Raw genomic sequence first — 25645 nt, forward strand, 5'->3', positions numbered from 1 at the left:
ATCGGGTAGGCATATATTGATATTTTCGCCCCGCATGGCAAAATCGGAAAAAACAAACCTTTGGGATCAACCATGTTCAACCGTCGTACCTTCCTTACCACCGCTGCCGCTTCGACTCTCGCCGCCCCCCACGTGGCCCGTGCCGCGTTCCAGCTCGACCCGGTCTTCGTTCCCCAAACCGTAAAGATTTCAGCAGCTTACGCCCCGGGGCAGCTCCTGGTTCTGCCCAAGGCGCACTTTCTCTACTTCATCACCGAACCCCGCAGCGCCCTGCGTTACGGCGTGGGCGTGGGCAAAGCCGGGCTGGAATTCACCGGCACCGCCACGATCGACGTGAAAAAGAAATGGCCCACATGGCGCCCCACCGATGAGATGATCGAGCGCGAGCCCAAGACCTACGCCAAGTTCAAGGACAACGACTACGTCCAACCCGGCGGCCCCGACAACCCGCTCGGCGCCCGCGCGCTCTATCTTTTCCAGAACGGGCGCGACACCTATTACCGTATCCACGGCACGACCCAACCCAGTTCGATCGGGCGCTCCGTGTCGAATGGCTGCATCCGCATGATCAACGACCACGCGATCGACCTCTATGAACGCGTGCCACTCGGCACGAAGGTTACAGTCCTCTGATTTTGCAGGAGTTTTCATGTCCTACACGCTCGACCGCACCATCGCCGATGCCGATTTCGAAGAGGTCGACGCCCGCACCCGCAAGGCCCTGATGGATGCCGGCTTCGGTGTGTTGACCGAGATCGACGTCAAGGCCACGATGAAGAAGAAGCTCGACAAGGACATCGACGATTACCGCATTCTCGGGGCCTGCAACCCCGGATTGGCGTGGGAGGCCATCGGCCAGGAGCCGAAGGTCGGCGCGATGTTGCCCTGCAACGTGATTCTGCGCAGCGTGCCGGGCGGGGTCGAGGTGTCGGCTGTCGATCCGCGGGCCTCGATGGCCGCCATCGACAATGACGAACTCAAGGCAGTCGCCGCAAAGGTGCGCGACATGCTCGACCAGATTGTCGCGCAGATCTGATGCAGGTCATCTCCCCCCTCACGGCTCACCCGATTCGCCGCCGGCTGATCTTTGCCACCACCCGGGCTTCCGTGTTTACCTCAGGTAAACTTCCGTGTTATAAACTCAGGGTTGCAACGGGCGGAATCAAATCCCGCCACTCCTCAACCCTAATCCCGCCCTATTTCCGGCACATTTACGGTCAAAAAATGGGAAAACGGGAGCAGGAAGACGGTGATAGAAAGGTTCGAACATGGCGCTTTTGGTGATGTTCCTCTCAGGTTTCTGCGGAATCGCCGCTTCGATCACTGCGCTTGTCGGCTATGACGCCTCCTGGCTTCAGGCCCTGATGATCTACCTCGTCACCTCCATCGTCCCGGCGGCGCTGATCATGGCCGGGATCTACCTGCACACGCAGATCATCCGCGCCTTGGGCACGCCTGAAACCATGCCTGATGTTTCAACACGGGTACAGGCCACGCGCTGAGCCCCTGTCTCAAACTGCGGTTTTCACCCAGTTCACGATCTGCGCCGAGGGCATCGCACCCGACTGACGCGCCTTTTCCCGCCCTCCGACGAAACCGGCCATGGTCGGAATCCCGCGTATGCCGTATTTCGCTCCCGCCTTGGGATGCGCCTCGGTGTTCAGCTTGACCAGGCGCGCCTGACTGCCAAGCTCTTGCGCTGCCTTGGAAAATTCCGGCGCCATCATGCGGCAGGGCCCGCACCACGGCGCCCAGAAATCCACCACCAGGGGCAATTCGTCATGCCGCGCCGCCTTTTCAAGCGTCGCCAAGTCGATCTCGGCCACCTTGCCCGACATCAACCGCGCCCCGCATGTGCCGCATTTCGCCCCCGCGCCCAGCTTGTCCACCGGCACCCGGTTCACCTGCCCACAGTCAAGGCAGGTCAGTTTCTTGGATTGGGCCATGTCAGCCTCCTGATCTCACATTCAAAAGGACATATATGACATGCTCCGGCGAAGAAAAGCCCCTCAGCCGGTTAAAAAATCCGGTCGGTCAGGTTTTGCCGCCCCGCGATGATCGGCTTCAGAACCTCGGCCAATTCGGGTTCGCCCGCCATCATCGCTTCCAACTCATCAAGCCGGTTCGTCGCCACCAGTTGCAACGCATCCTCGCGCAGCCGCCCATCGGCCCGTCGTGGCAGGGCAGTCACGGGCTGAACCAGCTCCGCTTGATCTTCGCCCACGCGCGCCCGCAACCCCGCGTGATCCAAGTCGGTCTCGGCAAAGGCATAAAGCCCAACGCCCCGCGCCGGCAATGCATAGGTAAAGAGCGCCACCTCGCGCACCCCGCCGCCATGCATCAGCGCCGCGCGCACCGCCGCGCCGTCACGCTCGATCCGGTCCTCCGTGCCCTCCCCGTCCGACCAGTTCATCAGCCGCCTAGTCACGAAATTATAGGCCCGCTTGCCCGTCGCCATCCAGACCCGCGTGGGCCAGGCCTTGCGCTCCAGCATCCGCCGCTCCGACGCGGTCAGAAGATGCGGCGCATACCGGCGCTTCTGTTTCAACAGGTGGCGCAGATCCTCCCGCGCCATCACCCTGAAAATCTTGCCTTTCCTGCGATGGACCGAGGCCAGTTGAAAGTCGATCACCGCCGCCCGGCCCTCCGGTGTCATCAGCCAGTTCTGCGGCTTGGCGATATCATTATGCGTGACCCCGCGCCGCCGCATCTCGCGCAAGAGCCGCCTGGCGTCGCGATACCATTCCGCGTGATCCGGCTTGGCCAGTTGCAGCGGCGTCCCATGCGACCAGCTACGCAACAACCCCTCGCCATCCACACGCAGCAACGCGGGCACGCCCTCGACGCCGGCAACCGCGCGCAACCCGGCAATCTCGCGCCGGGCCAGAAACCACGCCACTGGGCGCGCCCACCACGGCACCCCGTCAAGCTTGCGCAGAACCACCTTGAACTCCGGTCGCTCGGCGAGGTGCCCCGAGACGGTCTCCGAGAACACATCGCGCTTGTGAACCGTCTCGGGAACGAATGTGATCGTGGTCTCGGTCATGGCCTGCCCAAAAGAAAAATCCGGGGCCGTGATAGCCCCGGATCGCCTTGCCGTCCATCAATTGGATCAGTCGTTCTCGTTCGACCAGCCCGAAACCGCCTTCACCTCAAGGAAATCCTCGATGCCAAAGACGCCGCCTTCGCGGCCATTGCCCGATTGCTTCATCCCGCCAAAGGGCGCCCCTGCACCACGCGGCTGGCCATTCATCTCGACCATGCCCGAACGTAGCGACCGCGCCATGCGGTTCAATCGCGCACCGTCCTGCGTCTGGACATAGTTGGTCAGGCCATACGGCGTGTCATTGGCGATCTCGATCGCCTCTTCCTCGGACTCGAACGGGATGATCGTCAGGACCGGGCCAAAGATCTCTTCCCGCGCGATCCGCATCTGGTTGTTCACGTCGGCAAACACCGTGGGCCGCACGTAATACCCTTTGTTGAGGCCCTCGGGCCGCCCGGTGCCCCCGGCAACGAGGCGCGCGCCCTCGTCGATCCCGACCTGGATCAGATCCTGGATCTTGTTCCACTGGACCTCGTTCACCACCGGGCCGATATGGCGGCCTTCCTCGTGGGGATTACCCACCTTGATCGAATTGGCCACGCTGGCCGCCTCTTCCACCACCTGATCGTATTTTTCACGCTGAACCAGCATCCGGCTGGGCGCGTTACAGCTCTGGCCCGAGTTGTTCATCATGTGAATGACGCCACGCTTGACCGCCTTTTCATCGGCATCGGCAAAGATGACATTCGCGCCTTTGCCGCCGAGCTCCAGATGCACCTTCTTGAGCGTATCAGCCGCCGATTTCGAGATCAGCGTGCCCGCCCGGGTCGAGCCGGTAAACGACACCATGTCGACATCCGCATGCGACGAAAGCTGGCTGCCCACGCCCACGCCATCACCGTTCACGAGGTTGAACACCCCTTTGGGGAAACCCGCCTCGTCGATCATCTCGGCAAAAAGCATCGCATCGAGCGGCGTTTCCTCGCTGGGTTTGAGGATCATCGTGCAGCCTGCCACCGCTGCCGCCCCGAACTTGAGCGTGATCTGGTTCATCGGCCAGTTCCACGGCGTAATCAGCGCGGCCACGCCCACCGGCTCATAGATGATCCGGTCATTGGGGGCATGATCGCCCAGCGGGCGGACCATCTCGAAATCCTTGGCCGCGCGCACGAAATTCTTCATGTGCCCGTAACCCGCACCCCATTGCTGGGTCTTCGACATGTCGATGGGCGCACCCATCTCCATGCTGATCGTTTGCGCCATGTCCTCGGCGCGGGCCTTGTAAATCTCGATCAGCTTTTCCAGAAGCGCGATGCGCTCTTCCTTCGGCGTCGCCATCCAGCCGGGAAAGGCCGCCTTGGCCGCCGCGACCGCTGCATCCGTATCGGCCTGACCGCCCAGCGAAATCACCGCGGCCGGTTCTTCCGTCGACGGATCGATGACATGGTGATCGCGGCCCTCTTTCGGGTCCACCCATTCACCGTTGATATAGAACTGACGTTTCTCGATCATCTGGTCTCTCCCATTCATCCCCAGGGCAATATCGCCCGAAAATCCGAATTGGCGACACTCTGTCACCCGGGCCGCCGGGCTGCAAGACAAGGGGGTGTAAAACGCTGCGGAAGATAATATCTCAAACTAGGCACGACAATCGCAACCGGAAAAAGGAGCCTCTCGAAATGGGCCTTCGCATCAACGACACCGTCCCCAACTTCACCGCCGAAACCGATCAGGGCACGATCACCTTTCATGACTGGATCGGCAACAGCTGGGCCATCCTGTTTTCGCACCCCAAGGATTTCACCCCCGTCTGCACCACCGAATTCGGCGCGGTCGCGCAATTGGCCAAGGAATGGGAGAAACGCGGCACCAAGGTCATCGGCCTGTCGGTCGATGGCGCCGAAGAGCATGTGAAATGGAAATCCGACATCTCCGGCTATGCCGGGGCCGAGGCGGGTTTTCCGATCATCGCCGACACCTCGCTCGAAGTGTCCAAGGCCTTCGACATGCTGCCCGCCGATGCCTATCTGCCCGATGGGCGCACTGCCGCCGACAGCGCCTCGGTGCGATCGGTCTTCATCATCGCGCCCAACAAGAAGGTGCAGTTGATCATGACCTATCCCATGTCGGTCGGCCGCAACTTCGCCGAGGTGCTGCGCGCTCTCGACGCGCTTCAGACCACCTATGAAACACCCATCGCCACCGGCGCGAACTGGGTCAAGGGTCAGGACGTTATCGTCGCCCTTACCCTCTCGGACGAGGACGCCAAGCAGAAATTCGGCAATGTCGATTTCAAGCTGCCCTACCTGCGCACCATCGCCGACCCGAGCTGATCGGAACTCGCGCCTGACAACACAAGGCCCTGCCCGGACCATCCCGGCAGGGCCTTTTTCTATTGTTCCAACGGTTTGCCCGTCCTAGACGACGAGAACCGGCACCGGCGACAGCCCCGTCACCTTGTGCGACACCGAGCCGAGCAGATACCCCTCGACCGACCCCATGCCGCGCGCGCCCAGCACGATCAGATCGCATTCATGCTCATCCGCGAACCGCACGATCGTTCGGGCAGGCTGACCGGACTTGACGAAAGCCCGCACCTGCGTGGCGCCGCCTTCCTTGGCCGTTGTCTTGGCATATTCGGCCACTTCGCTGGCGTGGTCGCGCATCGCGTCGTCCATCCGCCCCGGGTCCGAAGCCCGAACCATCGAGAACGACGCCTCAAGCATCCCGTGATGGCGATAGACCGTCAGAACGTTGATCTCCGCATCGCACAATTCGGCCAGTTCAACCGCCTTGTGCAGGGCCCGCTCACCGCCCTTGGACCCGTCGAAAGGCACCAGTATCCGTTTGAACATCCCCGTCCTCCTTTCAGTTACTTCGCGAAGGCCATGTCGCGCAGGAACAACGCGATCTGCGGGAAAAAGATCAACAGGGCCGAGACGCAGAACAGGATGAGGATGAAGGGCGGCGTGCCGCGAATGACCTCCCAATAGGGGCGCTTGAAGACGGCGATGGCGGTGAAAATATCACATCCAAAGGGTGGCGTGGCCGATCCGATGGCGACCTGCAACGTGATGATCGTACCCACCAGAACCGGGTCAAGCCCGACGGCATTGACCACCGGCGCGAAGATCGGCACCAGAACAAGGATCACCACGATCGGGTCCACGAACATGCAGCCGATGAAAAACGCGATCGAGATCACCACCAGAACGCCGATCTGGCCCATCTCGTCGATGCCGATGCCCGCCAGGATCGCCTGCGGGATCTGCGCGAACGAGATCACCCATGAAAACGCCGCCCCGGCCCCCACGAGGATGAACACCACCGCCGTGATCAACCCGGTGGATTTGGCGGTGTCGTAAAGCCCCTTGAAATCCAGCTCCTTGAACACCAGCATTTCCAGTATGATCGCATAAAACACACAGGCCGCCGCGGCTTCGGTGGGCGAAAAGATGCCGCCGTAGATGCCGCCGATGATGATCGCCGGGAAACCCATCGGCCACAACGCCCGTTTCAGCGACTGCGCGCGCTCGCTCCACGTGGCACGCTCCTCGGTCGGTACGTTGTTTCTCACCGCATAGATCCAGGAGTAGATCGAGAACAGCACGAGGATGAGCAGCCCCGGCCCGATCCCGGCGATGAACAGCTCGGCAATCGAGGTGTTCGAGACCACGCCATAGATGATCATCCCGATCGAGGGCGGGATCAGGAAGGCGATATCCGACGAATTCACGATCAGGGCCAGAATGAAACTGTCGTTGTAACCGGCCTTCTGCATGCGCGGGCGCAGCGGGCCGCCAATCGCCACGACGGTGGCCTGGGTCGAACCCGAGACCGCGCCGAACATCGTGCAGGCCGCGGCCGTGGACACAGCCAGCCCACCGCGCAGATGCCCGACAAAGGCCATCACCAGGTCGATAAGCCGCCCGGCGGATTGCCCGCGCGTCATGATATCGGCGGCAAAGATGAACATCGGCACCGCGATCAGCGATGCGGGCCGGATGCCCGCCATCATTTGTTGCACCATGGTTTCCATTTGCCCCATGCCGCCGAACAGCGAGTAGAACCCCACAAAGGCCCCGACGATCAGCGGGATCATCATGGGAAAGCCAAGTAGAAGGAGAACGATCATGATGGAAAAGATTGTCACTGCCATGGGTCAGATCTCCAACTCTTCGTCGTCATAGCCTTCGAGAACATTGGTCGAGAGGTAGATGTCCTTCTCGATCATGTTCTTGATCGCGGTCAGGGCATATTGCAGCCCGGTCATGAAAAAGCCGAACGGCACCCAGACCAGGATCATCCAGACCGGGATCTGCAACGACGGAAGCACCCGTCCACGGCCCGCCTGGGTCAGGATATATTGCGTCGAATACCATGCCAGCCCGAACATGAAGACCGCCGTCACCAAGGCAATGATGATCATCAGGACCTTGCGCGGCTTGACCGGCAAGGCATCAAAAATCGCCGACATGCGGATATGCCGACCCTGCCGCGCGGCATAGGAAATACCTGCGAAGGTGATCAGGATGATCAGGATGCGGTTCAACTCTTCGGAAAAGAAGATAGAGTTTTGAAAGATGTAGCGCCCGATCACGTTGGACACCGTGTTGGCCGCCATCAAGAGAACGCCAACGGCCAGGAACAGGCTTTCGATCCGGCCGATCGCTGTGTCGATGGTGCCAAGGAAACCGGGTAACGTGGACTGATACACCTCAAGCGGGGCATCGTCGGTTCCGGTCGTATCGGTCTGGGATTGCAGCTGGCTGCGTTTCTCGTCTTCTGACACCGAACTGTCCCTGTCTGAATTTTTTGCTGGAAATGGGGATGCGCCCTTTATCGGGCGCATCCCGTTTTCTGCTGACCTTTACTCGGTCACGGCGGCCAGGTCGGCCTTGAACTGGTCAAGAAGTGCCTTGCCGCTGTCGCCGGTCATCTCGATGAACTTCGCTTCGACTTCTTTGCCCGCTTCAACGAACGGCGCACGCTCGTCTTCGTCAAGAACATTCACGGTCATCGACGGCTTGGCTTCGAGGATTTTCTCGAGGCTCTCTTCGTGCAGGCCCTTCTGATAGTTGATGATATGGTCAAAGGCCGCGTCCATCGCGTTCTGGATCACTTGCTGATCCTCTTCCGGCAGACCGTCATAGAAGTCCTTGTTGGCCATCACCGCGGTGGTGAAATTGTTGTGGCCAACGCAGGTGATGACGTCGGTCACCTCGTACATCTTGGCGGATTCGATCCAGAACATCGGGTTTTCCTGGCCCTGAATGATGCCGGTCTGCAGGCCGCCATAAACTTCGCCCCACGGCAGCGGCGTCGGCGTCGCACCGAAGGCGCGATAGTTTTCCACCAGGAGCGGGTTAGTCATGACCCGGAACTTGACCTCGTTGAGATCCGCCGGTTCGCTCACCGGTTCCTGCGTGGTCATGCAAACCTCGCCCTCGGGGAACATCTTGAGAAGCTCAAGCCCCTGCTCGGCGTAGATCTCGGGGAACATCTCATTGATCGCCTTCGAGGTGCGGAAGAACTCGCCCAGCTCCTCGGTGCCCTGCGGCAGAAGGTAAGGCACGAAGAACACCTGCGCCTCGGGGATCAGCGAGCCGGTGAAACCGGGCGACTGGTCGACGAATTGCAGGATGCCGGCCTGCGTCTGTTCCATGGTGTCGGCGGATTCACCCAGTGTCCCGTAAGGGAACAGCTGGATCTCGTGGTCCGAATTCGCTTCGACCTCTTCCTTGAACTTTGTGGCGAACACACCCTGCACGTCAGTGATCGCTTCTTCGAAGGCATAGCGCCAAGTATCGGCCTGCGCCGCGGTCATGCTCGCGGCGAATGCCACGGCGGCGACCGTTCCTGTCAGGATGCGTTTTGAAATAGTCATGTCGTCTCCCTTTCTGTTTCAATCGCGCAAATACGCCAGCGCTGGTCGCACCGGAATACGAGGACAATCTTCGATTTTTTACCCCGTCTCGGGCTTTTGCCCCGGGGGTGCACCAGGCCGAACTCGCCCTCGTCATGCACATTTCGCGACAGGTTGGGTGCCTTCAAATTGTGCACCGGCGGACCCGCCATCTTTACCCCTCTACGATGACATGCTGATCGCAGATGTCAAACCTATGGAACAGAATTGGCTTATATCACTGATTTTAATCATAAAAACACCAACAGGCGACCACCCCAAGGCGCGCGCGCGTGGATTGTCTCACGGGATTTGCGCAAAAACCTTCCACCGGGGCCGGCCATGACCGGACACCGCGGCACTTGACCGACCCGCGCCTCAACCCGCCTGGCAGGCGCAGTGGATCACGCGCGCAATCCGGTCCAGTTGTCCGGCAAGAGGGTTCGACCGGCGCCAGATCATGCCGATGGTGCGGCAAGGTTGCGCATCGTCGAACCGCGTGACCGATACGCTGGCCGAGCGGGTCTCGACCTCGACCGCCATCTCCGGGATGAAGGTCACGCCGATCCCGGCCCCGACCATCTGCACCAGCGTGGACAATGAACTCCCGTCCAGCCCCTCGCGCGGCCTGCCCGTCGGTATGCTGCAGAACGAAAGCGCCTGATCGCGAAAGCAATGGCCCTCCTCCAGAAGCAAAAGCCGCATCCCGCGCAGCTTTTCGCGGCTGGGCGCGGGCTGTCCCGCTTGCCTCGCATGTCGCACCAGCACGAAATTCTCCGTCAGGATCGGCACCTCGGCAAACGCGGGATCGGAAACCGGCAGCGCCACGATCGCCGTATCCAGAAGCCCGTCGGAAAGCTCCTGAGCAAGCTTCGGGGTCAGGGTCTCGCGTACCTGTATGTCAAGCTCGGGAAAGGCCCGGGTCAGATCGCCGATGATTCGCGGCAGGAGATAGGGCGCAATCGTCGGGATGATCCCGATCCTGAGCCGCCCCACCAACCGATCGCGCGAGGCCCGCGCCAGATCGCCAAGCTCGTCGACATCCCGTAATATCTCGCGCACCCGCTCCGCAAACACCTCGCCGAACCCGGTCAGGCGCACCTGGCGCGCACCCCGCTCGAACAACATCGTGCCCAGCGTCTCTTCCAATTCCTTGATCTGCATGGAAAGCGCCGGTTGCGAGATGGCACAGGCTTCGGCGGCATGACCGAAATGCCCATGCCGGGCAAGCGCCGCGAAATAGCGCAGCTGCTTCAAGGTCAGATTGGACATAAGGAAAACTTATCGCGAAAATCAGGAAATGCAACTTAAACCAATGGGCGGAGTTTGTTAGATTCATTCTAGAAAGAGAATCACCCGCGCCACGGCACCATGCCCCGATCCGGGCAAAGCGATGTGGCGGGGCCGATCTCGCCCGGGGCAAATCACGCTCCGGGGTCACGACCTTGAAAACCACGATGGGAGAGCATGATGGACGGAAACGACATGGACAAATCGGGCAAATGCCCTGTGATGCACGGCGCGATCACCGACACCGGTCAATCGGTCGTGGACTGGTGGCCCAAGACGCTCAATCTCGACATCCTGCATCAGCATGACACCAAGACCAACCCGCTCACGGATTTCGATTACCGCGAGGCGCTCGAAGGGCTCGACGTCGAGGCGCTCAAGGCCGATCTCAAGGCCCTGATGACCGAGAGCCAGGACTGGTGGCCCGCCGATTACGGGCATTACGGCGGCCTGATGATCCGCCTGGCATGGCATTCCGCCGGGACCTACCGTCTGGCCGATGGCCGCGGCGGCGGCGGCACCGGCAACATCCGTTTCGCGCCGCTGAACTCCTGGCCCGACAACGGCAACCTCGACAAGGCCCGCCGCCTGCTCTGGCCGATCAAGAAGAAATACGGCAACAGGATAAGCTGGGCCGATCTCATCATCCTCGCCGGAAACATGGCTTACGAGTCGATGGGCCTCAAGACCTTCGGCTTCTCCTTCGGCCGCGAAGACATCTGGCATCCCGAGAAAGACACCTATTGGGGGTCGGAAAAGGAATGGCTCGCCCCTTCGGATGAACGCTATGGCGACGTGGCCAAGCCCGACACGATGGAAAACCCGCTCGCCGCGGTGCAGATGGGCCTGATCTACGTCAACCCCGAAGGCGTGAACAGTCAGCCCGACCCGATCAAGACCGCTGCACAGGTGCGTGAAACCTTTGCCCGCATGGCCATGGATGACGAGGAAACCGCGGCGCTGACCTGCGGCGGCCACACCGTCGGCAAGGCCCACGGCAACGGCGACGCCGAGGCGCTCGACGCCGAGCCCGAAGCCGCAGGGATCGAGACCCAAGGCCTCGGCTGGATCAACCCGAACATGGGCGGCAAGGCGACGAACGCCATCACCTCCGGCATCGAAGGCGCATGGACCACCCACCCGACCAAGTGGGACATGGGCTATTTCGATCTGCTCTTCGGTTATGAATGGGAGCTGACCAAGTCGCCCGCCGGGGCCAACCAATGGCGCCCCGTGGACATCCGCGAAGAGGACATGCCGGTCGATCCGACCGATTCCTCCAAGCGGGTCATGCCGATGATGACCGATGCCGACATGGCGATGAAGATGGACCCGTCCTATCGCGCGATCTGCGAGAAGTTCATGGCCGACCCGGCCTATTTCGAGGATTGCTTCGCCCGCGCATGGTTCAAGCTCACGCATCGCGACCTCGGCCCGCGCACCCGCTACGTCGGCCCGGACGCGCCCGAGGAAGACCTGATCTGGCAGGACCCGATCCCCGCGGGCAACACCGGTTATGACGTCGCCGCGGTCAAGGCGAAAATCGCCGATGCCGGTCTCTCGGTCGCCGACATGGTTGCCACCGCATGGGACAGCGCCCGCACCTACCGGCAATCCGACCGCCGCGGTGGCGCCAATGGCGGGCGTATCCGGCTCGCCCCGCAAAAGGATTGGGAAGGCAACGAGCCCGAGCGCCTCGCGCGCGTCTTGGCCGCGCTCGAACCGATCGCGGCGGACACCGGTGCAAGCGTGGCCGACGTGATCGTTCTGGCCGGCAATGTCGGCATCGAACAGGCCGCCAAGGCGGCGGGCTTCGACATCGAGGTGCCCTTCACCCCGGGCCGTGGCGATGCCAGCGACGAGATGACCGATGTCGACAGCTTCCAGTGGCTGGAGCCCGTCTCCGACGGTTTCCGCAACTGGCTGAAGAAGGACTATGTCGTCTCGGCCGAGGAAATGATGCTCGACCGTGCGCAGCTCCTGGGTCTCACCGCACCTGAAATGACCGTCCTCGTCGGCGGGATGCGGGCGATGGGCACCAACCATGGCGGCACGAAACACGGCGTCTTCACCGACACGCCCGGCGCGTTGACGACCGATTTCTTCGTCAACCTGACCGACATGGGATACAAGTGGGAGCCCAAGGACTCGAACCTCTACGAGATCGTGGATCGCAGCTCCGGCAAGACCCGCTGGACGGCGACCCGCGCCGATCTGGTGTTCGGCTCGAACTCGATCCTGCGCTCCTATGCCGAGGTCTATGCCCAGGACGACTCGAAAGAGAAATTCGTCAACGACTTCGTCGCCGCATGGACCAAGGTGATGATGGCCGACCGGTTCGACCTGGCCTGATCACGGTCACGGCGAAGCGCCAAACCGATGCGACCGGGCGCGGATGATTTTCGCGCCCGGTCGTTCATTGCGCTCCCGAACCGCTCACCAACGGCCCGCAGCCCCGCCTCTTTCTTGGCAAAATACTCATCTTCACCCCCCCACCGCGCGCCGCGTTTACCATTTCAGCCGGGAATTTCGCTGCGATGCGGCGGTGCACGCATAACAGCCGGGCAACAGCCGGAGATCACCCCCCGTTTTTTCGACGAAAAATCGTGTTAACCTATCGAGGTGGCACCACCGCAACGGGGGTTGCCAAATCCGTCGAGTCGCAACACTCTGGCGCTCGGAAGGGTCATTGCGATCCCACCCCGTGACGCCAGGCCCGACGTGACCAAGCAGAGAGCTGAAGAGAATGAGATTTGAAACCCCGACATCCGTTGACCAAGCCGTGGCCCTCCTCGCCGCCGACCCGGAGGCCCGGGTGCTGGCGGGCGGCACCGATCTTCTGGTGCGCCTGCGCGCTGGTCAGGTCGCGCCCAGCGTCATCATCGACATCAAGCGCATAAGCGAAATGACCGTTATTTCCCAAGAGGATGGCGGTTGGCGCATCGGCGCGGCCGTGCCCTCGGCCGAGATGAACGAACACGCCGCACTCAAGGCCGACTGGCCCGGTGTGGTCGAGGCTGCGGACCTCATCGGCTCGACCCAGATCCAGGGCCGCGCGACACTGGCGGGCAACCTCTGCAACGCCTCTCCCGCCGCCGACAGCGTGCCCGCCATGGTGGTTGCTGGCGCGCTCGCCCGGATCGCCGGCCCGAACGGCACCCGCGACGTGGCGGTTCAGGACATCCCCTCCGGCGTCGGCAAGACCTCTCTCGGCAAGGGCGAGCTGGTGACCTCCATCTACCTGCCCCCCAAACCCGCCCACTCCGGCGACGCCTACCTGCGCTTTATCCCGCGCAGCGAGATGGACATCGCCGTGGTCGGCTGCGGCGTCGCCGTAGCCCTCGACGATCAGGGCAAAATTTCCGCCGCCCGCGTGGCGCTCGGTGCCGTGGCGCCGACCGTGATCCTGTCGCAATCCTGCGCCGATACGCTGATCGGCACCACCGGAGATGACGCGGCGCTTGACGCGCTGGCCGCCGCCGCGACCGCCGAAGCCAAACCCATCGACGACAAGCGCGGCACCATCGCCTTTCGCAAGGACGTGGCCGGCGTTCTCGCGAAACGCGCCGCGAAAATCGCAATCGCCCGCGCCAAGGGAGAAGCCTGATGTCCCGTATCCATGTCACCACCACCATCAACAACGATGAGACCGACTATCTCTGCGAGACCGACGAGACCCTGCTCGACGTGCTGCGCGACCATCTCGACCTGACCGGCAGCAAGGAAGGCTGCGGTTCGGGCGATTGCGGCGCCTGCACGGTCGTCGTCGACGGCCGCCTTGTGTGTTCCTGCCTGATGCTCGCCGCCGAGGCCGAAGGCCGCACGATCGAAACCATCGAAGGCATGGCCGGTGGCGATGCCTTGCATCCGCTGCAACAGAAATTCCTCGAACATGCTGCTTTGCAATGCGGAATCTGCACACCGGGCATTCTGGTCGCCGCCAAGAATCTCCTGGAACGCAACCCGAACCCGTCCGAGGAAGAGGTGCGCTACTGGCTCGCCGGAAACCTCTGCCGCTGCACAGGGTATGACAAGATCATTCGCGCGGTGATGGACACCGCCGCCAATACGAGGGGGGCCGCCTGATGCCGAAGGACGAATATCAATCCCGCGATTTCAAGGTCGTCGGCACGCGGCCCATCCGCCCCGACGGCATCGACAAGGTGACCGGCAAGGCCCGCTATGGTGCCGATATTACGGCCCCCGGCATGCTCTGGGGCGCGATCCTGCGCAGTCCCCATGCCCATGCCCGGATCAGGGGCATCGACACCTCGAAGGCACGCGCGATTAAGGGCGTCAAGGCCGTCATCACCCGTGACGATTTCACCTATCAGCCTGAAGATTCGGACATGGCCGATATCCTCGACAATTGCATGGCCGGCGAAACGGCGCGTTACGACGGCCATGCCGTCGCCGCCGTCGCGGCCACCTCGAAATCAATCGCCCGCGCCGCACTCGCCGCGATCGAGGTGGATTACGAAGTTCTGCCCCATGTGACCGATGTCGACGAGGCCATGAAGCCCGGCGCGCCTGTGATCGAATCCGGCCGTCAGCAAGAGAACGTGCCCAAGGGCTATTCCGAGAATGTGACCGGGCGCTCGCAATACGGTCATGGCGACCCGGAGGAAGGCTTCAAACAGGCCGACCTGGTCATCAAGCGGAGCTTTAAGACCGCGGCAACACATCAGGGCTATATCGAACCGCATGCCTGCCTCGCCACGCTCGGGTCCGATGGTCAGGGCGATCTCTGGGTTTGCACCCAGGGCCATTACATGGTGCGCAATGTCTGCGCCGGCGTTCTCGGCCTTGATGCGGGGCAATTGCGCGTGACCGCATCGGAAATCGGCGGCGGCTTCGGTGGCAAGACACATGTCTGGATGGAACCCACCGCACTGATGCTCGCGCGCAAGTCGGGCAAGCCTGTGAAGCTGATGATGAGCCGCGACGAGGTGTTCCGCGCCACCGGCCCCACCGCGTCCTCTTCGGTCGATGTCAAGATCGGCATGACAAAGGATGGCAAGATCACGGGGGCCGCCGCGACCTACCGTCTCCAGGCCGGGGCCTACCCCGGCGGGATCGCGTTCCTGTCGGCAATGTGCGGTTTCGCGCCCTATGATCTTGAAAACGTCCGCACCGAAGGCTTCGAGGTGATGACCAATCGGCCCAAGGCGGCCGCCTACCGCGCCCCTGGTGCGCCCATGGGCGCCTATCCGGTCGAGTCCGTTATCGACGAGCTGTGCCAGAAACTCGATCTGGACCCGCTCGACGCGCGCCTGAAGAACGCCGCCCGTGAAGGCACGAAATCGTCCTATGGGCCCACATATCCGGCGATCGGGCTTGAGGCCACGCTCAAGGCGGCGCAAAGCCACCCGCACTGGACCGCGCCACTTGGTCCCAATCAGGGCCGCGGCGTGGCCTGCGGCTTCTGGTTCAACTTCGGGGGCGACACCTGCGTCTCGCTGATGGTGAACCCCGATGGCACCGTGTCGCTCTCCGAGGGCAATCCCGATATCGGGGGCTCGCGCGCCTCGATGTCGATGATGGCCGCCGAAGAGCTGGGCGTGCCCCTTGATCAGGTCCGCACCATCATCGCCGACACCGCCAGCCTCGGCCAGAACGAGGTGACGGACGGCTCCCGCGTGACCTTCGCCGTGGGTCTTGCGACGATCAAGGCCGCGCGCCACGCGGTCGAGATCATGAAGGAACGCGCCGCGATGACCTGGGGAATCGACCCCGAGGCAGTTGACTGGCGCGATGGCGCGGCTCACCCTGCCGGACCCAATGCCGGGAAATTCCCGCCGATGACGATCAAGGAAATCGCCGCCATCGCCTCCAATACCGGCGGGCCAATCGCGGGACACCATGAGGTCAATGCCGAGGGCGCGGGCGTCAGCTTTGCCACCCACATGGTCGACACCGAGGTTGACCCCGAAACCGGTGCCGTCAAGGTGCTGCGCTATACCGTGTTCCAGGACGCGGGCAAGGCGGTGCATCCGGATTACGTCGAGGGCCAGTTCCAGGGCGGCGCAGCGCAGGGCATCGGCTGGGCCATCAACGAGGAATACATCTATGGCGATGACGGGCGGCTTCAGAACGCGGGCTTCCTCGATTACCGAATTCCCGTGGCCTCGGACCTGCCGATGATCGAACCGGTCATTCTCGAAATCCCGAACCCCGGCCACCCCTACGGTGTGCGCGGGGTGGGTGAAACCTCGATCGTACCACCGCTCGCGGCAATCGCCAACTCGGTCAGCCGTGCCGCGGGTGTGCGGCTCACCTCGCTGCCGATGTCGCCACCCAAGGTTCTGGCGGCACTTAAGGCAGAATAAGATGGTGGCCGTCCGGCTCTGGGGCTCGCTGGCCGAGCTCGCGGACGGCCAGCAGACCGTCGAGATCGAAGCCGCCAACCTGCGGCAGCTTCTCGACGGTCTGGTTCGTGCCTATCCCGCGCTCAAACCCCAGCTTGAACGCGGTGTTTCCGTCTCGATCGACGGTAAAATCTATAACGACACATGGGCCACCCCGATTTCGGAGGAAAGCGAGGTGGTCCTGCTCAACCGGCTGGTCGGCGGCTGATAACGCCAAACGCCCGGTGGGTGTGGCTCTTTTGGATCAGAGTGATGCCTCGAGTTTGGCGACGATCGCATCGCCCATCTCGCTGGTCGAGACCGGCTGCACACCTTCCTCACCCAACAGATCGGCGGTACGCAGACCATCGGCCAGAACCGCATTGACCGCCTGCTCCAGCCGTTCCGCCTCATTGCCCGCATCGAAGGAATAGCGCAACGCCATGGCAAAGCTAAGGATACAGGCGATCGGGTTGGCTTTGCCCTGGCCCGCAATATCCGGCGCGCTACCATGCACCGGCTCGTAGAGCGCCTTCGGGCGACCGTTCTCCATCGGCGAACCAAGGCTGGCCGAGGGCAACATCCCGAGCGACCCGGTCAGCATCGCCGCCAGATCGGAAAGCAGATCGCCGAACAGGTTGTCGGTTACGATCACGTCGAATTGCTTGGGCCAGCGGGTCAGTTGCATCGCGCCCGCGTCGGCATACATGTGGCTCAACTCGACATCCGGATAATCCTTGCCTACCTCTGTCACCACCTCGCGCCACAAGATACCCGATTCCATGACATTGGCCTTTTCCATGGAACAAAGCTTGCGGTTGCGCTTCATGGCCAATTCGAAGGCCGAACGCGCCACCCGGTCGATCTCGCTCTCTGTATAACGCTGGGTATTGATCCCCACCCGCTCGTTGCCTTCCTCGAAAATGCCACGTGGCTCGCCGAAATAGACCCCGCTCGTCAACTCGCGCACGATCATGATATCAAGCCCCGCCACCACGTCTTTTTTCAACGACGAGAAGTCGGCCAGCGCGTCGAAACATTGTGCGGGGCGGAGGTTGGCGAAGAGGTCCATTTCCTTGCGGAGGCGCAGGAGGCCGCGTTCGGGTTTCACGCTGAAATCGAGATTGTCGTATTTCGGCCCGCCCACGGCGCCCAGCAGAACCGCGTCCACTTCCTGCGCCTTGGCCATCGTGTCGTCGTGCAGGGGAACCCCGTGCTTGTCATAGGCACAGCCCCCCACCAAGTCCTCGCTCACGTCGAATTTCATGCCACGCTTGTCGCCAAGCCATTGAATTACCTTGGAAACCTCGGCCATGACTTCGGGGCCGATACCGTCACCGGGGAGAATGAGAAGCGAGGGGTTGCTCATGGGGTCCGTCCTTTGGAAACATCCGTCCCGCCCGGACTAAAGCCATGCGCGCCGATGGTCAAGAAAGCGGCGCGACCGCCCCACCCCGAGAGCGCGCGGCGCGTTTACGTTCGCACGCAACACCCCGAAATCGGGGGGGTGATCTCCGGCTGATATCCGTACACCGCCCGGCTGCCGCCCGACGAGGCCCATGGCCGTTAACACTTTCGTGCCGGAGCATGCGGGGAGACAAGGATATAAGCGACGGGCGGTGAGGTCATGGTGCGCAACCGTGACAGTGCGCGGGAGCGGTTTGCGGGACTTGCAGGCGCGTTGCGCTTGATTGGATGCACTCTGCCCGGGTCGCTTGCGGCCCGGGCGGGCGCATGCCCTCCTGTCAGGGGTGGATGACGTCAGGCAGGTGTTAAACCACAACCTCCATCGCTTCCTGTTCCCCCACCCCGAACACCCGTTTATACCGGGTGATCTCATCCTCGGGGCCCATCGCCTTGCGGGGGTTGTCGGAGAGCTTGACCGTGGGGCGGCCCTCGGCGGAGACGGCCTTGCAGACCATGGAGAAGGGGGCGAGGGAATCCTCGGGGGTCAAGCCGCGGAAATCGTTGGTGAGCAGCGTGCCCCAGCCGAAGGAGACCTTGACCCGACCGGTGAAGCGCTTGTGCAGCTCGATGATCTTTTCGACGTCGAGCCCGTCGGAGAAGATCACCAGTTTCTCGCGCGGGTCTTCGCCGCGGCTTTTCCACCAGTCGATGGCGATCTCGGCGCCCTTGGCGGGATCGCCCGAGTCGATGCGAATGCCGGTCCATTGGGTGAGCCAGTCGGGCGCGCGGTCGAGAAAGCCCTTGGTGCCGTAGGTGTCGGGCAGGATGATGCGCAAATTGCCGTCGTGGTCGCGATGCCAGTCGGAGAGCACGTCATAGGGCGCGCGCGCGAGTTCCGCGTCGCTGTCGGCGAGGGCGGCATAGACCATGGGCAGTTCGTGGGCGTTGGTGCCAATCGCCTCGATGTCGCGTTTCATGGCGATGTGGCAATTCGAGGTGCCGACGAAGGCGTTGCCAAGCCCCTCGATCATGGCCTGCACGCAGCGATCCTGCCAGAGATAGGAATGGCGGCGGCGGGTGCCGAAATCGGCGATCCTGAGACCCTCGATTCCGCGCAGGCGTTCGATCTTTTCCCACAGCTTGGTGAGGGCGCGGGCATAGAGCACCTGAAGCTCGAACCGGCCCATGCGGTCGAGCACGGCGCGGCCGCGCAGTTCCATCAGCACGGCAAGGGCGGGGATTTCCCAGAGCGTGACCTCGGCCCATGTGCCTTCGAAGGTGAGCTCGAACTGACCGTCGCGTTTCTCGAGGTGGTAGGGGGGCAGGCGCAGGTTCTCGAACCATGTCATGAATTCGGGGCTGAACATCTGGCGCTTGCCATAGAAGGTGTTGCCGCGCAGGAAAGTCGATTCGCCCCGGGTAAGCGAGAGCGAGCGGATATGGTCGAGCTGTTCGCGCAACTCGCCCTCGTCGATCAACTCGGCCAGGCGGACGGATTTCGAGCGGTTGATGAGCGAGAAGGCGACCTGCGTGTCGGGCTTGTTGTGAAAGACCGACTGGCACATCAGCAGCTTGTAGAAGTCGTTGTCGATCAGCGAGCGCACGATCGGGTCGATCTTCCATTTGTGGTTCCAGACGCGGGTGGCGATGTCCAAGGCGTGCATCCCCCTTTGGTTGCAGGTGTCGGACCGTTCTAGGACAGATCGGCAGGGGGCGGAAAGGGGAAAGGCGCGGGCGCGGTGGATTGGGCAAGGACGCGCAAGAGGTCGTCCTTGCGCAGGGGTTTGGTAAGAAAGCCGTTCATGCCCGCGGCCAGACAGGCGGCGCGATCCGAGGCGAAGGCATTGGCGGTGAGTGCGACGATACGGGGCTGGGCCGGGGCATCGTCGCGGATCGCGCGGGTGGCGGTGAGCCCGTCCATCTCGGGCATGGACATGTCCATCAGCACGATGTCGGGGCGGTGGCGGCGGGTCATCTCGACCGCCTCGCGCCCGTTTTCGGCAAAGAGCAGGGTGAGCGGCGTATCTTCGAGGTATTTCCGCACGAGGAGACGGTTGGTGCGGTTGTCCTCGGCCACGAGAACGACACGGTGGGCGAAGTCGGGCGGTTGCTCGGGCGGTGCCGGTGGCCGTTGCGTCGCGTCGGGGGCGGTGGCCATGTGCAGGGTGACGGTAAAGCATGACCCCTGTCCAAGGGTCGAGGTGAGGGTGATGTCGCCGCCCATCTCGCGTGCCAGCAGGCGCGAGATCGACAAGCCGAGCCCGGTGCCGCCGAATTGCCGCGTGGTGGCGGTGTCGGCCTGTTCGAATTCGTCGAACACATGCGCGACCCGGTCGGGGGCGATGCCGATGCCGGTATCCTCGATCTCGAAGCGGAACTCGTGGCCATCGCCCTCGCGGCGGGCGGACGCCCGGATGGTGACACCGCCGCGCGGTGTGAACTTGATCGCGTTGCCGACGATGTTGATCAGGATCTGCCTGAGCCGCCCGTCATCACCCGTCACCCGGTCGGGCAGCGCCCCGCCGATCAGGAGATCGAGAGTCAGCCCCTTGGCCCGTGCCTGCGGCTTGAGAATGGCCAGCGCCTCACCGATACAGTCAGCGGGGGCAAAGACATTGGCATGCAGCACCGGCTTGCCCGCATCGAGCCTGGAAAACTCGAGGATGTCGTTGATGATCCGCAAGAGCGCGTTGGCCGATTGGCGGATGGTCTGGACGTAATGCCGATTCCCTGAATCAAGCGGGGCCTCGGCCAGAAGGTCGGCCATGCCGATGATGCCGTTCATGGGCGTGCGTATCTCGTGGCTCATCGTGGCGAGAAAGCTCGCCTTGGCACGTTCGCCCTTCTCGGCGGCGATCTTGGCCTTGGCGAGTTCGGCCTCGTGGGTCTTGGCCGATGAAATATCCCGCTCGATCGAGATGACCATTTCCACCGCGCCGGCCTCATCGAGGACCGGCACGATGTTGGTTTCGATCCAGATGAGGCCGCCATCCTTGCGCTGGTTGAGAATCTCGGCCCGGTGGGCGCGCCCGGCCGTCACGGCGGCGGCGACGCCATCGCTGACCGCGAGATCGGTGTCTGGCGCGTTCAGAAGCTCGGACGGTCGCAGCCCGCGCGCCTCTTGCAGGGAATAGCCGGTGATCCGGGTAAATGCCTCGTTCACCCAGAAGATGCACCCGTCGGGTTCGGCCATGATCACGCTGTCATTGGCATGGCGGGCGACCAGCGACAGGTTGCGGGCCTCGCGTTGCTGATCCTTGAGGTGGGTGTTGGCGCGGGCAAGATCGAGACTCTGCACGAGCAACTCGCGGCTGTTGCTTGTGTGCCGCCTATGACCCGAAGTGACGAAGCCGAGGAAGATGTGGATCGCATAGCCCATGATGCCGGTTGCGATCAGATCGAAGAGTGCGCGTTGCGACAGGTGCCCCAGGGTCAGTATCTCGGACAGGAACAACCCCGCCATGGTTGCGGCATAGATGACCAACCGCACCAGCGCAGCATGCCGGTGAAATGGCAGGACGAGGCCGGCATTGATCGCGGCGCCCGCCGCAAACGCCATGGCAAAGGCTGTCGCGGCATCATCGGGCACGCCATGCCATGCCAGCACGATACAGGCGCCGATGGTCGCGGCCTGGAACCCGGCGCTCAGGATCGCGAGGCGCGACAGGCGGGCCGGATTGACGCCGCGCTTCAGCAGGCCGGGCACGGCGCGCAACAGGCCGCAATCGACGATTTCCCCCGCCAGAGCCATGACCACGGCCATCAGCCCGAACACAGGCCCGGCCAGAAATAGGAGTGCCAGGCTGCCCAGGAGCGTCATCACCTGACGCCCCCAGAAATGCGCCACTCGCCCATGGGCATAGCGCAGGAACAGGCCCGTCGGCGCGTGGCGCGTATCGAATGCGTCGAGCCGCGCCCTGATGTCCTGGATCGCCGCTGTCATCGGTTTTCCGCCGGTTCCCTGTTGCCGATACCCGGCGGGAGCCTAGCGCGCGATGGGTTAAGAAACCCGCAATGCCCGCTGTCAGGCGAGGGTGACGCCCGCGTGCGTCATCTGGGTTTCGGCCACGGCCAGCGAGCCGTCGAGGTCGATGGCCCGGCACAGGTCGCGCCGGACCGTCACGCCAAAGCCCAGCCGCGCGGCGTCGAGTGCCGACCACGCGACGCAGAAATCGGTGGCGAGGCCGACAAGGGTGAGGCTGTCGATGCCGCGCGTGCGCAGCCAACCTTCGAGGCCGGTGGGGGTGCTTTGATCGTTTTCGAAAAAGGCCGAATAGCTGTCGAGATCCGGGTTCATGCCCTTGCGCTGGATGAGCATGGCGGGATCGGTTTCGAGCCCGGGGTGAAAGGCGGCACCGTGGCTGCCCTGAACACAGTGATCGGGCCAGAGCACCTGTGTGCCATAGGGCATGTCGGTCGTCTCGAACGGGGCCTTGCCGGGATGCGACGAGGCGAAGGAGGAATGGCCCAAAGGGTGCCAATCCTGAGTCAGGACAACAATGTCGAACTCGCGCATCAGGGCGTTGATGCCGGGCACGATCACGTCGCCGCCCGCCACGGCGAGCGCACCGCCGGGGCAGAAATCGTTCTGCATGTCGATCACGATCAGGGCATGGGTCATGGGTCGTCCTTTCGCTGTGCGCCCGAGACTGGCCGCAAGCCGGGGCGCGGTCAACCGCGCCCTTGCGAGACGCGGGTTTCGGGCGTAAATCGGCGGGCATGTTCACATGCCGCGCCCTCTATCATTTCGCCCGTTTCGACGACCCGGCCGCGTTGCGCGGGCCGCTGTTGCAACTTTGCGAGGAAAACGGGATCACCGGGTCGCTGTTGCTGGCCCAAGAGGGGATCAACGGGACGATCGCGGGCACGCTGTCCGGGCTCGACCGGGTTCTCGCCCATATCCGCGCCCTGCCGGGATGCGATGACATTGCATGGAAAGACAGCCCCGCCGCGGAACAGCCGTTTCGGCGGATAAAAGTGCGGCTCAAGCGCGAGATCGTGACGATGGGGCAGCCAGATGTCGACCCTACATGCAAGGTGGGCCGCTATGTCGAACCCGAGGACTGGAACGAGTTGATCCTTGCGCCCGATGTCGCGGTGATCGACACGCGCAACGATTACGAGGTCGCGATCGGCACGTTTCGCGGCGCGGTGGACCCCGGGACCGAGAGTTTCCGAGATTTCCCCGCGTGGTGGGAGGCCAACAAGGACCGGTTCCACAACAAGCGGATCGCGATGTTCTGCACCGGCGGAATCAGGTGCGAGAAATCGACCAACTGGCTTTTGAGCCAGGGGGTTGAGGACGTGTTTCACCTCAAGGGGGGGATCCTCAAATACCTCGAAGAGGTGCCCGAGGAAGACAGCACATGGGAAGGCGACTGTTTCGTTTTTGACGGGCGGGTTTCGGTGGGCCACGGGTTGAAGGAAGGGCCGCACGTGCTGTGCCATGCCTGCCGACGCCCGATCCTGCCCGAAGACAGGGTGCGCCCCGAATACGAGGACGGCGTGAGTTGTCACCATTGCGTGAACGAAACGTTAGAGGCCGACAAGGCGCGGTTCCGCGAAAGGCAGAAACAGATCCGCCTGGCCGAGGCGCGCGGCGAAGAGCATCTGCGCAGCGCCTGAGGTTTTGGGCCTTTTCCCCCGGCGCCGGATGATGTCAACTGCGCGTCGCATCACCGATCAAGCCGGAGCCGGACCATGACACATCGCCTGACCGCCAGCCCTGACACATGCGCCTGGGGCTATTTCGATGCGAGCCTCTCTGCCGCGCTTGAGATCGACAGTGGCGAAGAGGTGGTGATCGAGACGGTTTCGGGCGGGCCGGATCATGTGCCGGACAAGGATGCCGGTTTCCATGTGCCGCCCGAATTGTGGGAGATTCACGCGCGGTCCGAGCGGATGTTGCCGGGTCATATCCTGACCGGGCCGGTGGCGGTGCGGGGCGCGCGGCCGGGGCATGTGTTGCAGGTCGATATCCTGGATGTCGCGCTCAGGCAGGATTGGGGCTGGAACCTGATCCATCCGCTGATGGGCACCCTGCCCGGTGAGTTCGAGCGCAAGCGGATCGAGATCATTCCGCTCGACGACAAGGCGATGGTGGGGCGGATGCCCTGGGGGCTCGATCTGCCGCTCAGGCCATTCTTTGGCGTGATGGGGGTGGCGCCGCCGCCCGGATGGGGGCGCATCTCGACCATCCAGCCGCGCGCCCATGGCGGCAATATCGACAACCGCGAGTTGGTGGCGGGCACGACGCTGTTCCTGCCGGTGCATGTCGCGGGGGCGATGTTCTGGTGCGGCGACGGGCATGGCGCGCAGGGCGATGGCGAGGTGTGCGTCACCGCGATCGAGACCGCGCTAACGGGGCGGTTTCGCCTGAGCCTGCACGCGGACATGCAGCTTGACCTGCCACGCGCCGAGACGCCCACGCATCTGATCACCATGGGGCTGCATGAAGACCTCGACCGCTGTGCCGAGGTGGCGCTGCGCGACATGATCGGCTGGATCGTCGCCCAAACGGGGCTGAGCCGCGAGGACGCCTATATGCTGTGTTCGCTGGCCGGCGATCTGCGGATCACGCAGACGGTGAACGGCCAGAAGGGCGTGCACATGATGATGGCGCGTGCATTGCTTGAGACAGGGCAGGATGAGAGGGAAAGAGGATGACGGTCAGGACCGCGATTGTCGGGCTGGGGATCATGGGGCGCCGGATGCTCGAACACATGATCGCGCATGAGGGTTATGACCCGGCGTTCCTGTGGGACCCTGATGCGGCGGCCTGTGCGACGGCGCGCGCATTGGCGCCGGGAGCGGTGATCGCAGAGAGTGCGGAGGCGGCGATCGCGGGGGCGGATCTGGTCTATCTGGCCTGCCCGCCGGAACCGCGCAAGGCGCTTGCGCTGATGACGGCGGCGGCGGGCAAGGCGGTGTTCCTTGAAAAGCCGCTGGGCGTGGATATCGCGGCGAGCGAGGATCTGGTTGCGCGGCTTGCCGCGTCGGGCGTGCCGGTGGCGGTGAATTTCACCCAAGCCGCAGGCCCGGCGATGCGCGCCGTGGCCGAGGCCGCGCGAACGGGTGCGATGGGCGATCTTGCGGGGGTAGACATTGTCGTGAGTTATGGCGCGTGGCCGCGTGCGTGGCAGCAGGCCGCCGACTGGCTGCGGTTCCGTGACGAGGGCGGGATGACGCGCGAGGTGATCTCGCATTTCCTGTTCTTCTCGGAACGCATCCTTGGGCCTTTGACATTGACATGGGCGCACCCGTCCTATCCCGACGATCCGGCGCTTTGCGAAACCCACATGCTGGCGCGTCTGGAGAACGCCGAAGGGCTACCCGTCACGGTGATGGCCAGCGTCGGCGGGGCGCAGCCCGACCGGCAGGAACTGACCATCAAGGGAACGAAGGCCAGCCACCGGATCACCGATTTCTATGCCGATACGGTCTCGGATGGTGGCGCGTTCGAACCCGTGGATCACGGCGGCGTAGACCCGCGCGGTGGTGCGATCAGGGCGCAACTGGATGATCTGCTGGTGACGATCGACGGCAAGGCCAGCCGCCTTGCCACGCCGCAAGAGGCGCTGCGCGTGCAGAAACTGGTCGAGGCGATGCTGGCCGCGAATGGCGGGTGACGCCCGGTTTGCCCTTCCGCCC

24 protein-coding genes are annotated in these 25645 nt (G+C 63.2%); 12 read left to right on the plus strand and 12 right to left on the minus strand.

From position 1 onward, the window contains the following. Positions 1–72: 72 nt before the first annotated feature. From FLO80_RS10260 to FLO80_RS10270, 3 genes are all read left to right on the plus strand, one after another. On the plus strand, positions 73–633 hold the full coding sequence (locus FLO80_RS10260) for a L,D-transpeptidase (protein WP_111368033.1): 561 nt from the start codon (positions 73–75) through the stop codon (positions 631–633). A gap of 16 nt (positions 634–649) precedes the next feature. Continuing rightward, a complete protein-coding gene (locus FLO80_RS10265) occupies positions 650–1036 on the plus strand; it encodes a DUF302 domain-containing protein (RefSeq protein ID WP_111368035.1) in 387 nt (128 codons plus the stop codon). 232 nt (positions 1037–1268) lie between these two features. Beyond that, positions 1269–1502, plus strand: a complete 234-nt coding sequence (locus FLO80_RS10270; protein ID WP_111368037.1) for a hypothetical protein — start codon at positions 1269–1271, stop codon at positions 1500–1502. A gap of 9 nt (positions 1503–1511) precedes the next feature. Here FLO80_RS10270 and trxC read toward each other — a convergent pair whose 3' ends face one another. From trxC to FLO80_RS10285, 3 genes are all read right to left on the minus strand, one after another. Then, entirely contained in the window at positions 1512–1946 is a 435-nt protein-coding gene (gene trxC, locus FLO80_RS10275; protein ID WP_111368039.1) for a thioredoxin TrxC, read from the minus strand. 71 nt (positions 1947–2017) lie between these two features. Next, on the minus strand, positions 2018–3046 hold the full coding sequence (locus FLO80_RS10280; protein WP_111368041.1) for a serine/threonine protein kinase: 1029 nt from the start codon (positions 3044–3046) through the stop codon (positions 2018–2020). Between the two features lie 66 nt (positions 3047–3112). Next, complete coding sequence (locus tag FLO80_RS10285; protein WP_111368043.1) at positions 3113–4558, minus strand: aldehyde dehydrogenase family protein; 1446 nt, start codon at positions 4556–4558, stop codon at positions 3113–3115. Positions 4559–4725: 167 nt separating this feature from the next. Between FLO80_RS10285 and FLO80_RS10290 the strand changes: the two genes are divergently transcribed. Further along, the gene (locus FLO80_RS10290; protein ID WP_111368045.1) at positions 4726–5379 is read left to right on the plus strand and encodes a peroxiredoxin; all 654 of its coding nucleotides are present in this window, start codon (positions 4726–4728) and stop codon (positions 5377–5379) included. Positions 5380–5463: 84 nt separating this feature from the next. Here FLO80_RS10290 and FLO80_RS10295 read toward each other — a convergent pair whose 3' ends face one another. The 5 genes from FLO80_RS10295 to FLO80_RS10315 form a co-directional block, all read right to left on the minus strand. After that, positions 5464–5901: a universal stress protein gene (locus tag FLO80_RS10295; RefSeq protein ID WP_111368047.1), complete on the minus strand. Its 438-nt coding sequence runs from the start codon at positions 5899–5901 to the stop codon at positions 5464–5466. Between the two features lie 17 nt (positions 5902–5918). After that, positions 5919–7205: a TRAP transporter large permease gene (locus FLO80_RS10300; protein ID WP_111368049.1), complete on the minus strand. Its 1287-nt coding sequence runs from the start codon at positions 7203–7205 to the stop codon at positions 5919–5921. A gap of 3 nt (positions 7206–7208) precedes the next feature. Then, entirely contained in the window at positions 7209–7811 is a 603-nt protein-coding gene (locus FLO80_RS10305; RefSeq protein ID WP_439328717.1) for a TRAP transporter small permease, read from the minus strand. A gap of 105 nt (positions 7812–7916) precedes the next feature. After that, entirely contained in the window at positions 7917–8933 is a 1017-nt protein-coding gene (locus FLO80_RS10310) for a TRAP transporter substrate-binding protein (protein WP_111368054.1), read from the minus strand. Positions 8934–9329: 396 nt separating this feature from the next. After that, positions 9330–10223 carry a LysR substrate-binding domain-containing protein gene (locus FLO80_RS10315; protein WP_111368057.1) on the minus strand — a complete coding sequence of 298 codons (894 nt, stop codon included), beginning with the start codon at positions 10221–10223 and terminating at the stop codon, positions 9330–9332. A 198-nt stretch (positions 10224–10421) separates the two neighbouring features. On the opposite strand from FLO80_RS10315, the gene katG reads away from it, so the two are divergent. From katG to FLO80_RS10340, 5 genes are all read left to right on the plus strand, one after another. Beyond that, the gene (gene katG, locus FLO80_RS10320; RefSeq protein WP_111368205.1) at positions 10422–12593 is read left to right on the plus strand and encodes a catalase/peroxidase HPI; all 2172 of its coding nucleotides are present in this window, start codon (positions 10422–10424) and stop codon (positions 12591–12593) included. Positions 12594–12987: 394 nt separating this feature from the next. Continuing rightward, on the plus strand, positions 12988–13848 hold the full coding sequence (locus FLO80_RS10325; RefSeq protein WP_111368059.1) for an FAD binding domain-containing protein: 861 nt from the start codon (positions 12988–12990) through the stop codon (positions 13846–13848). Then, on the plus strand, positions 13848–14327 hold the full coding sequence (locus FLO80_RS10330) for a (2Fe-2S)-binding protein (protein ID WP_111368062.1): 480 nt from the start codon (positions 13848–13850) through the stop codon (positions 14325–14327). Before FLO80_RS10325 ends, FLO80_RS10330 begins: the two co-directional genes overlap by 1 nt. Next, a complete protein-coding gene (locus tag FLO80_RS10335) occupies positions 14327–16570 on the plus strand; it encodes a xanthine dehydrogenase family protein molybdopterin-binding subunit (RefSeq protein WP_111368065.1) in 2244 nt (747 codons plus the stop codon). The genes FLO80_RS10330 and FLO80_RS10335 overlap by 1 nt, the downstream gene beginning before the upstream one ends. Position 16571: 1 nt before the next feature. Then, positions 16572–16817 (plus strand): MoaD/ThiS family protein, encoded by a 246-nt coding sequence (locus tag FLO80_RS10340; RefSeq protein WP_111368068.1) that lies wholly within the window; start codon positions 16572–16574, stop codon positions 16815–16817. Between the two features lie 36 nt (positions 16818–16853). On the opposite strand, the gene leuB is transcribed toward FLO80_RS10340, so the two are convergent. The 4 genes from leuB to pncA form a co-directional block, all read right to left on the minus strand. After that, entirely contained in the window at positions 16854–17957 is a 1104-nt protein-coding gene (gene leuB, locus FLO80_RS10345) for a 3-isopropylmalate dehydrogenase (RefSeq protein ID WP_111368071.1), read from the minus strand. A gap of 403 nt (positions 17958–18360) precedes the next feature. Then, complete coding sequence (gene pncB / locus FLO80_RS10350) at positions 18361–19659, minus strand: nicotinate phosphoribosyltransferase (protein ID WP_111368073.1); 1299 nt, start codon at positions 19657–19659, stop codon at positions 18361–18363. Between the two features lie 29 nt (positions 19660–19688). Next, complete coding sequence (locus FLO80_RS10355) at positions 19689–21938, minus strand: PAS domain-containing hybrid sensor histidine kinase/response regulator (RefSeq protein ID WP_246156647.1); 2250 nt, start codon at positions 21936–21938, stop codon at positions 19689–19691. An 81-nt stretch (positions 21939–22019) separates the two neighbouring features. Beyond that, positions 22020–22616: a bifunctional nicotinamidase/pyrazinamidase gene (gene pncA, locus FLO80_RS10360; protein WP_111368075.1), complete on the minus strand. Its 597-nt coding sequence runs from the start codon at positions 22614–22616 to the stop codon at positions 22020–22022. Positions 22617–22714: 98 nt separating this feature from the next. On the opposite strand from pncA, the gene trhO reads away from it, so the two are divergent. From trhO to FLO80_RS10375, 3 genes are all read left to right on the plus strand, one after another. Continuing rightward, entirely contained in the window at positions 22715–23620 is a 906-nt protein-coding gene (trhO, locus tag FLO80_RS10365) for an oxygen-dependent tRNA uridine(34) hydroxylase TrhO (protein WP_111368077.1), read from the plus strand. A 75-nt stretch (positions 23621–23695) separates the two neighbouring features. Next, the gene (locus FLO80_RS10370; protein WP_111368080.1) at positions 23696–24661 is read left to right on the plus strand and encodes an acetamidase/formamidase family protein; all 966 of its coding nucleotides are present in this window, start codon (positions 23696–23698) and stop codon (positions 24659–24661) included. Next, entirely contained in the window at positions 24658–25623 is a 966-nt protein-coding gene (locus tag FLO80_RS10375) for a Gfo/Idh/MocA family protein (protein ID WP_111368082.1), read from the plus strand. The genes FLO80_RS10370 and FLO80_RS10375 overlap by 4 nt, the downstream gene beginning before the upstream one ends. The last annotated feature ends 22 nt before the right edge of the window (positions 25624–25645 follow it).

The sequence above is a fragment of the Aquicoccus porphyridii genome (genome assembly GCF_008369105.1).
GTDB lineage: Bacteria > Pseudomonadota > Alphaproteobacteria > Rhodobacterales > Rhodobacteraceae > Aquicoccus > Aquicoccus porphyridii.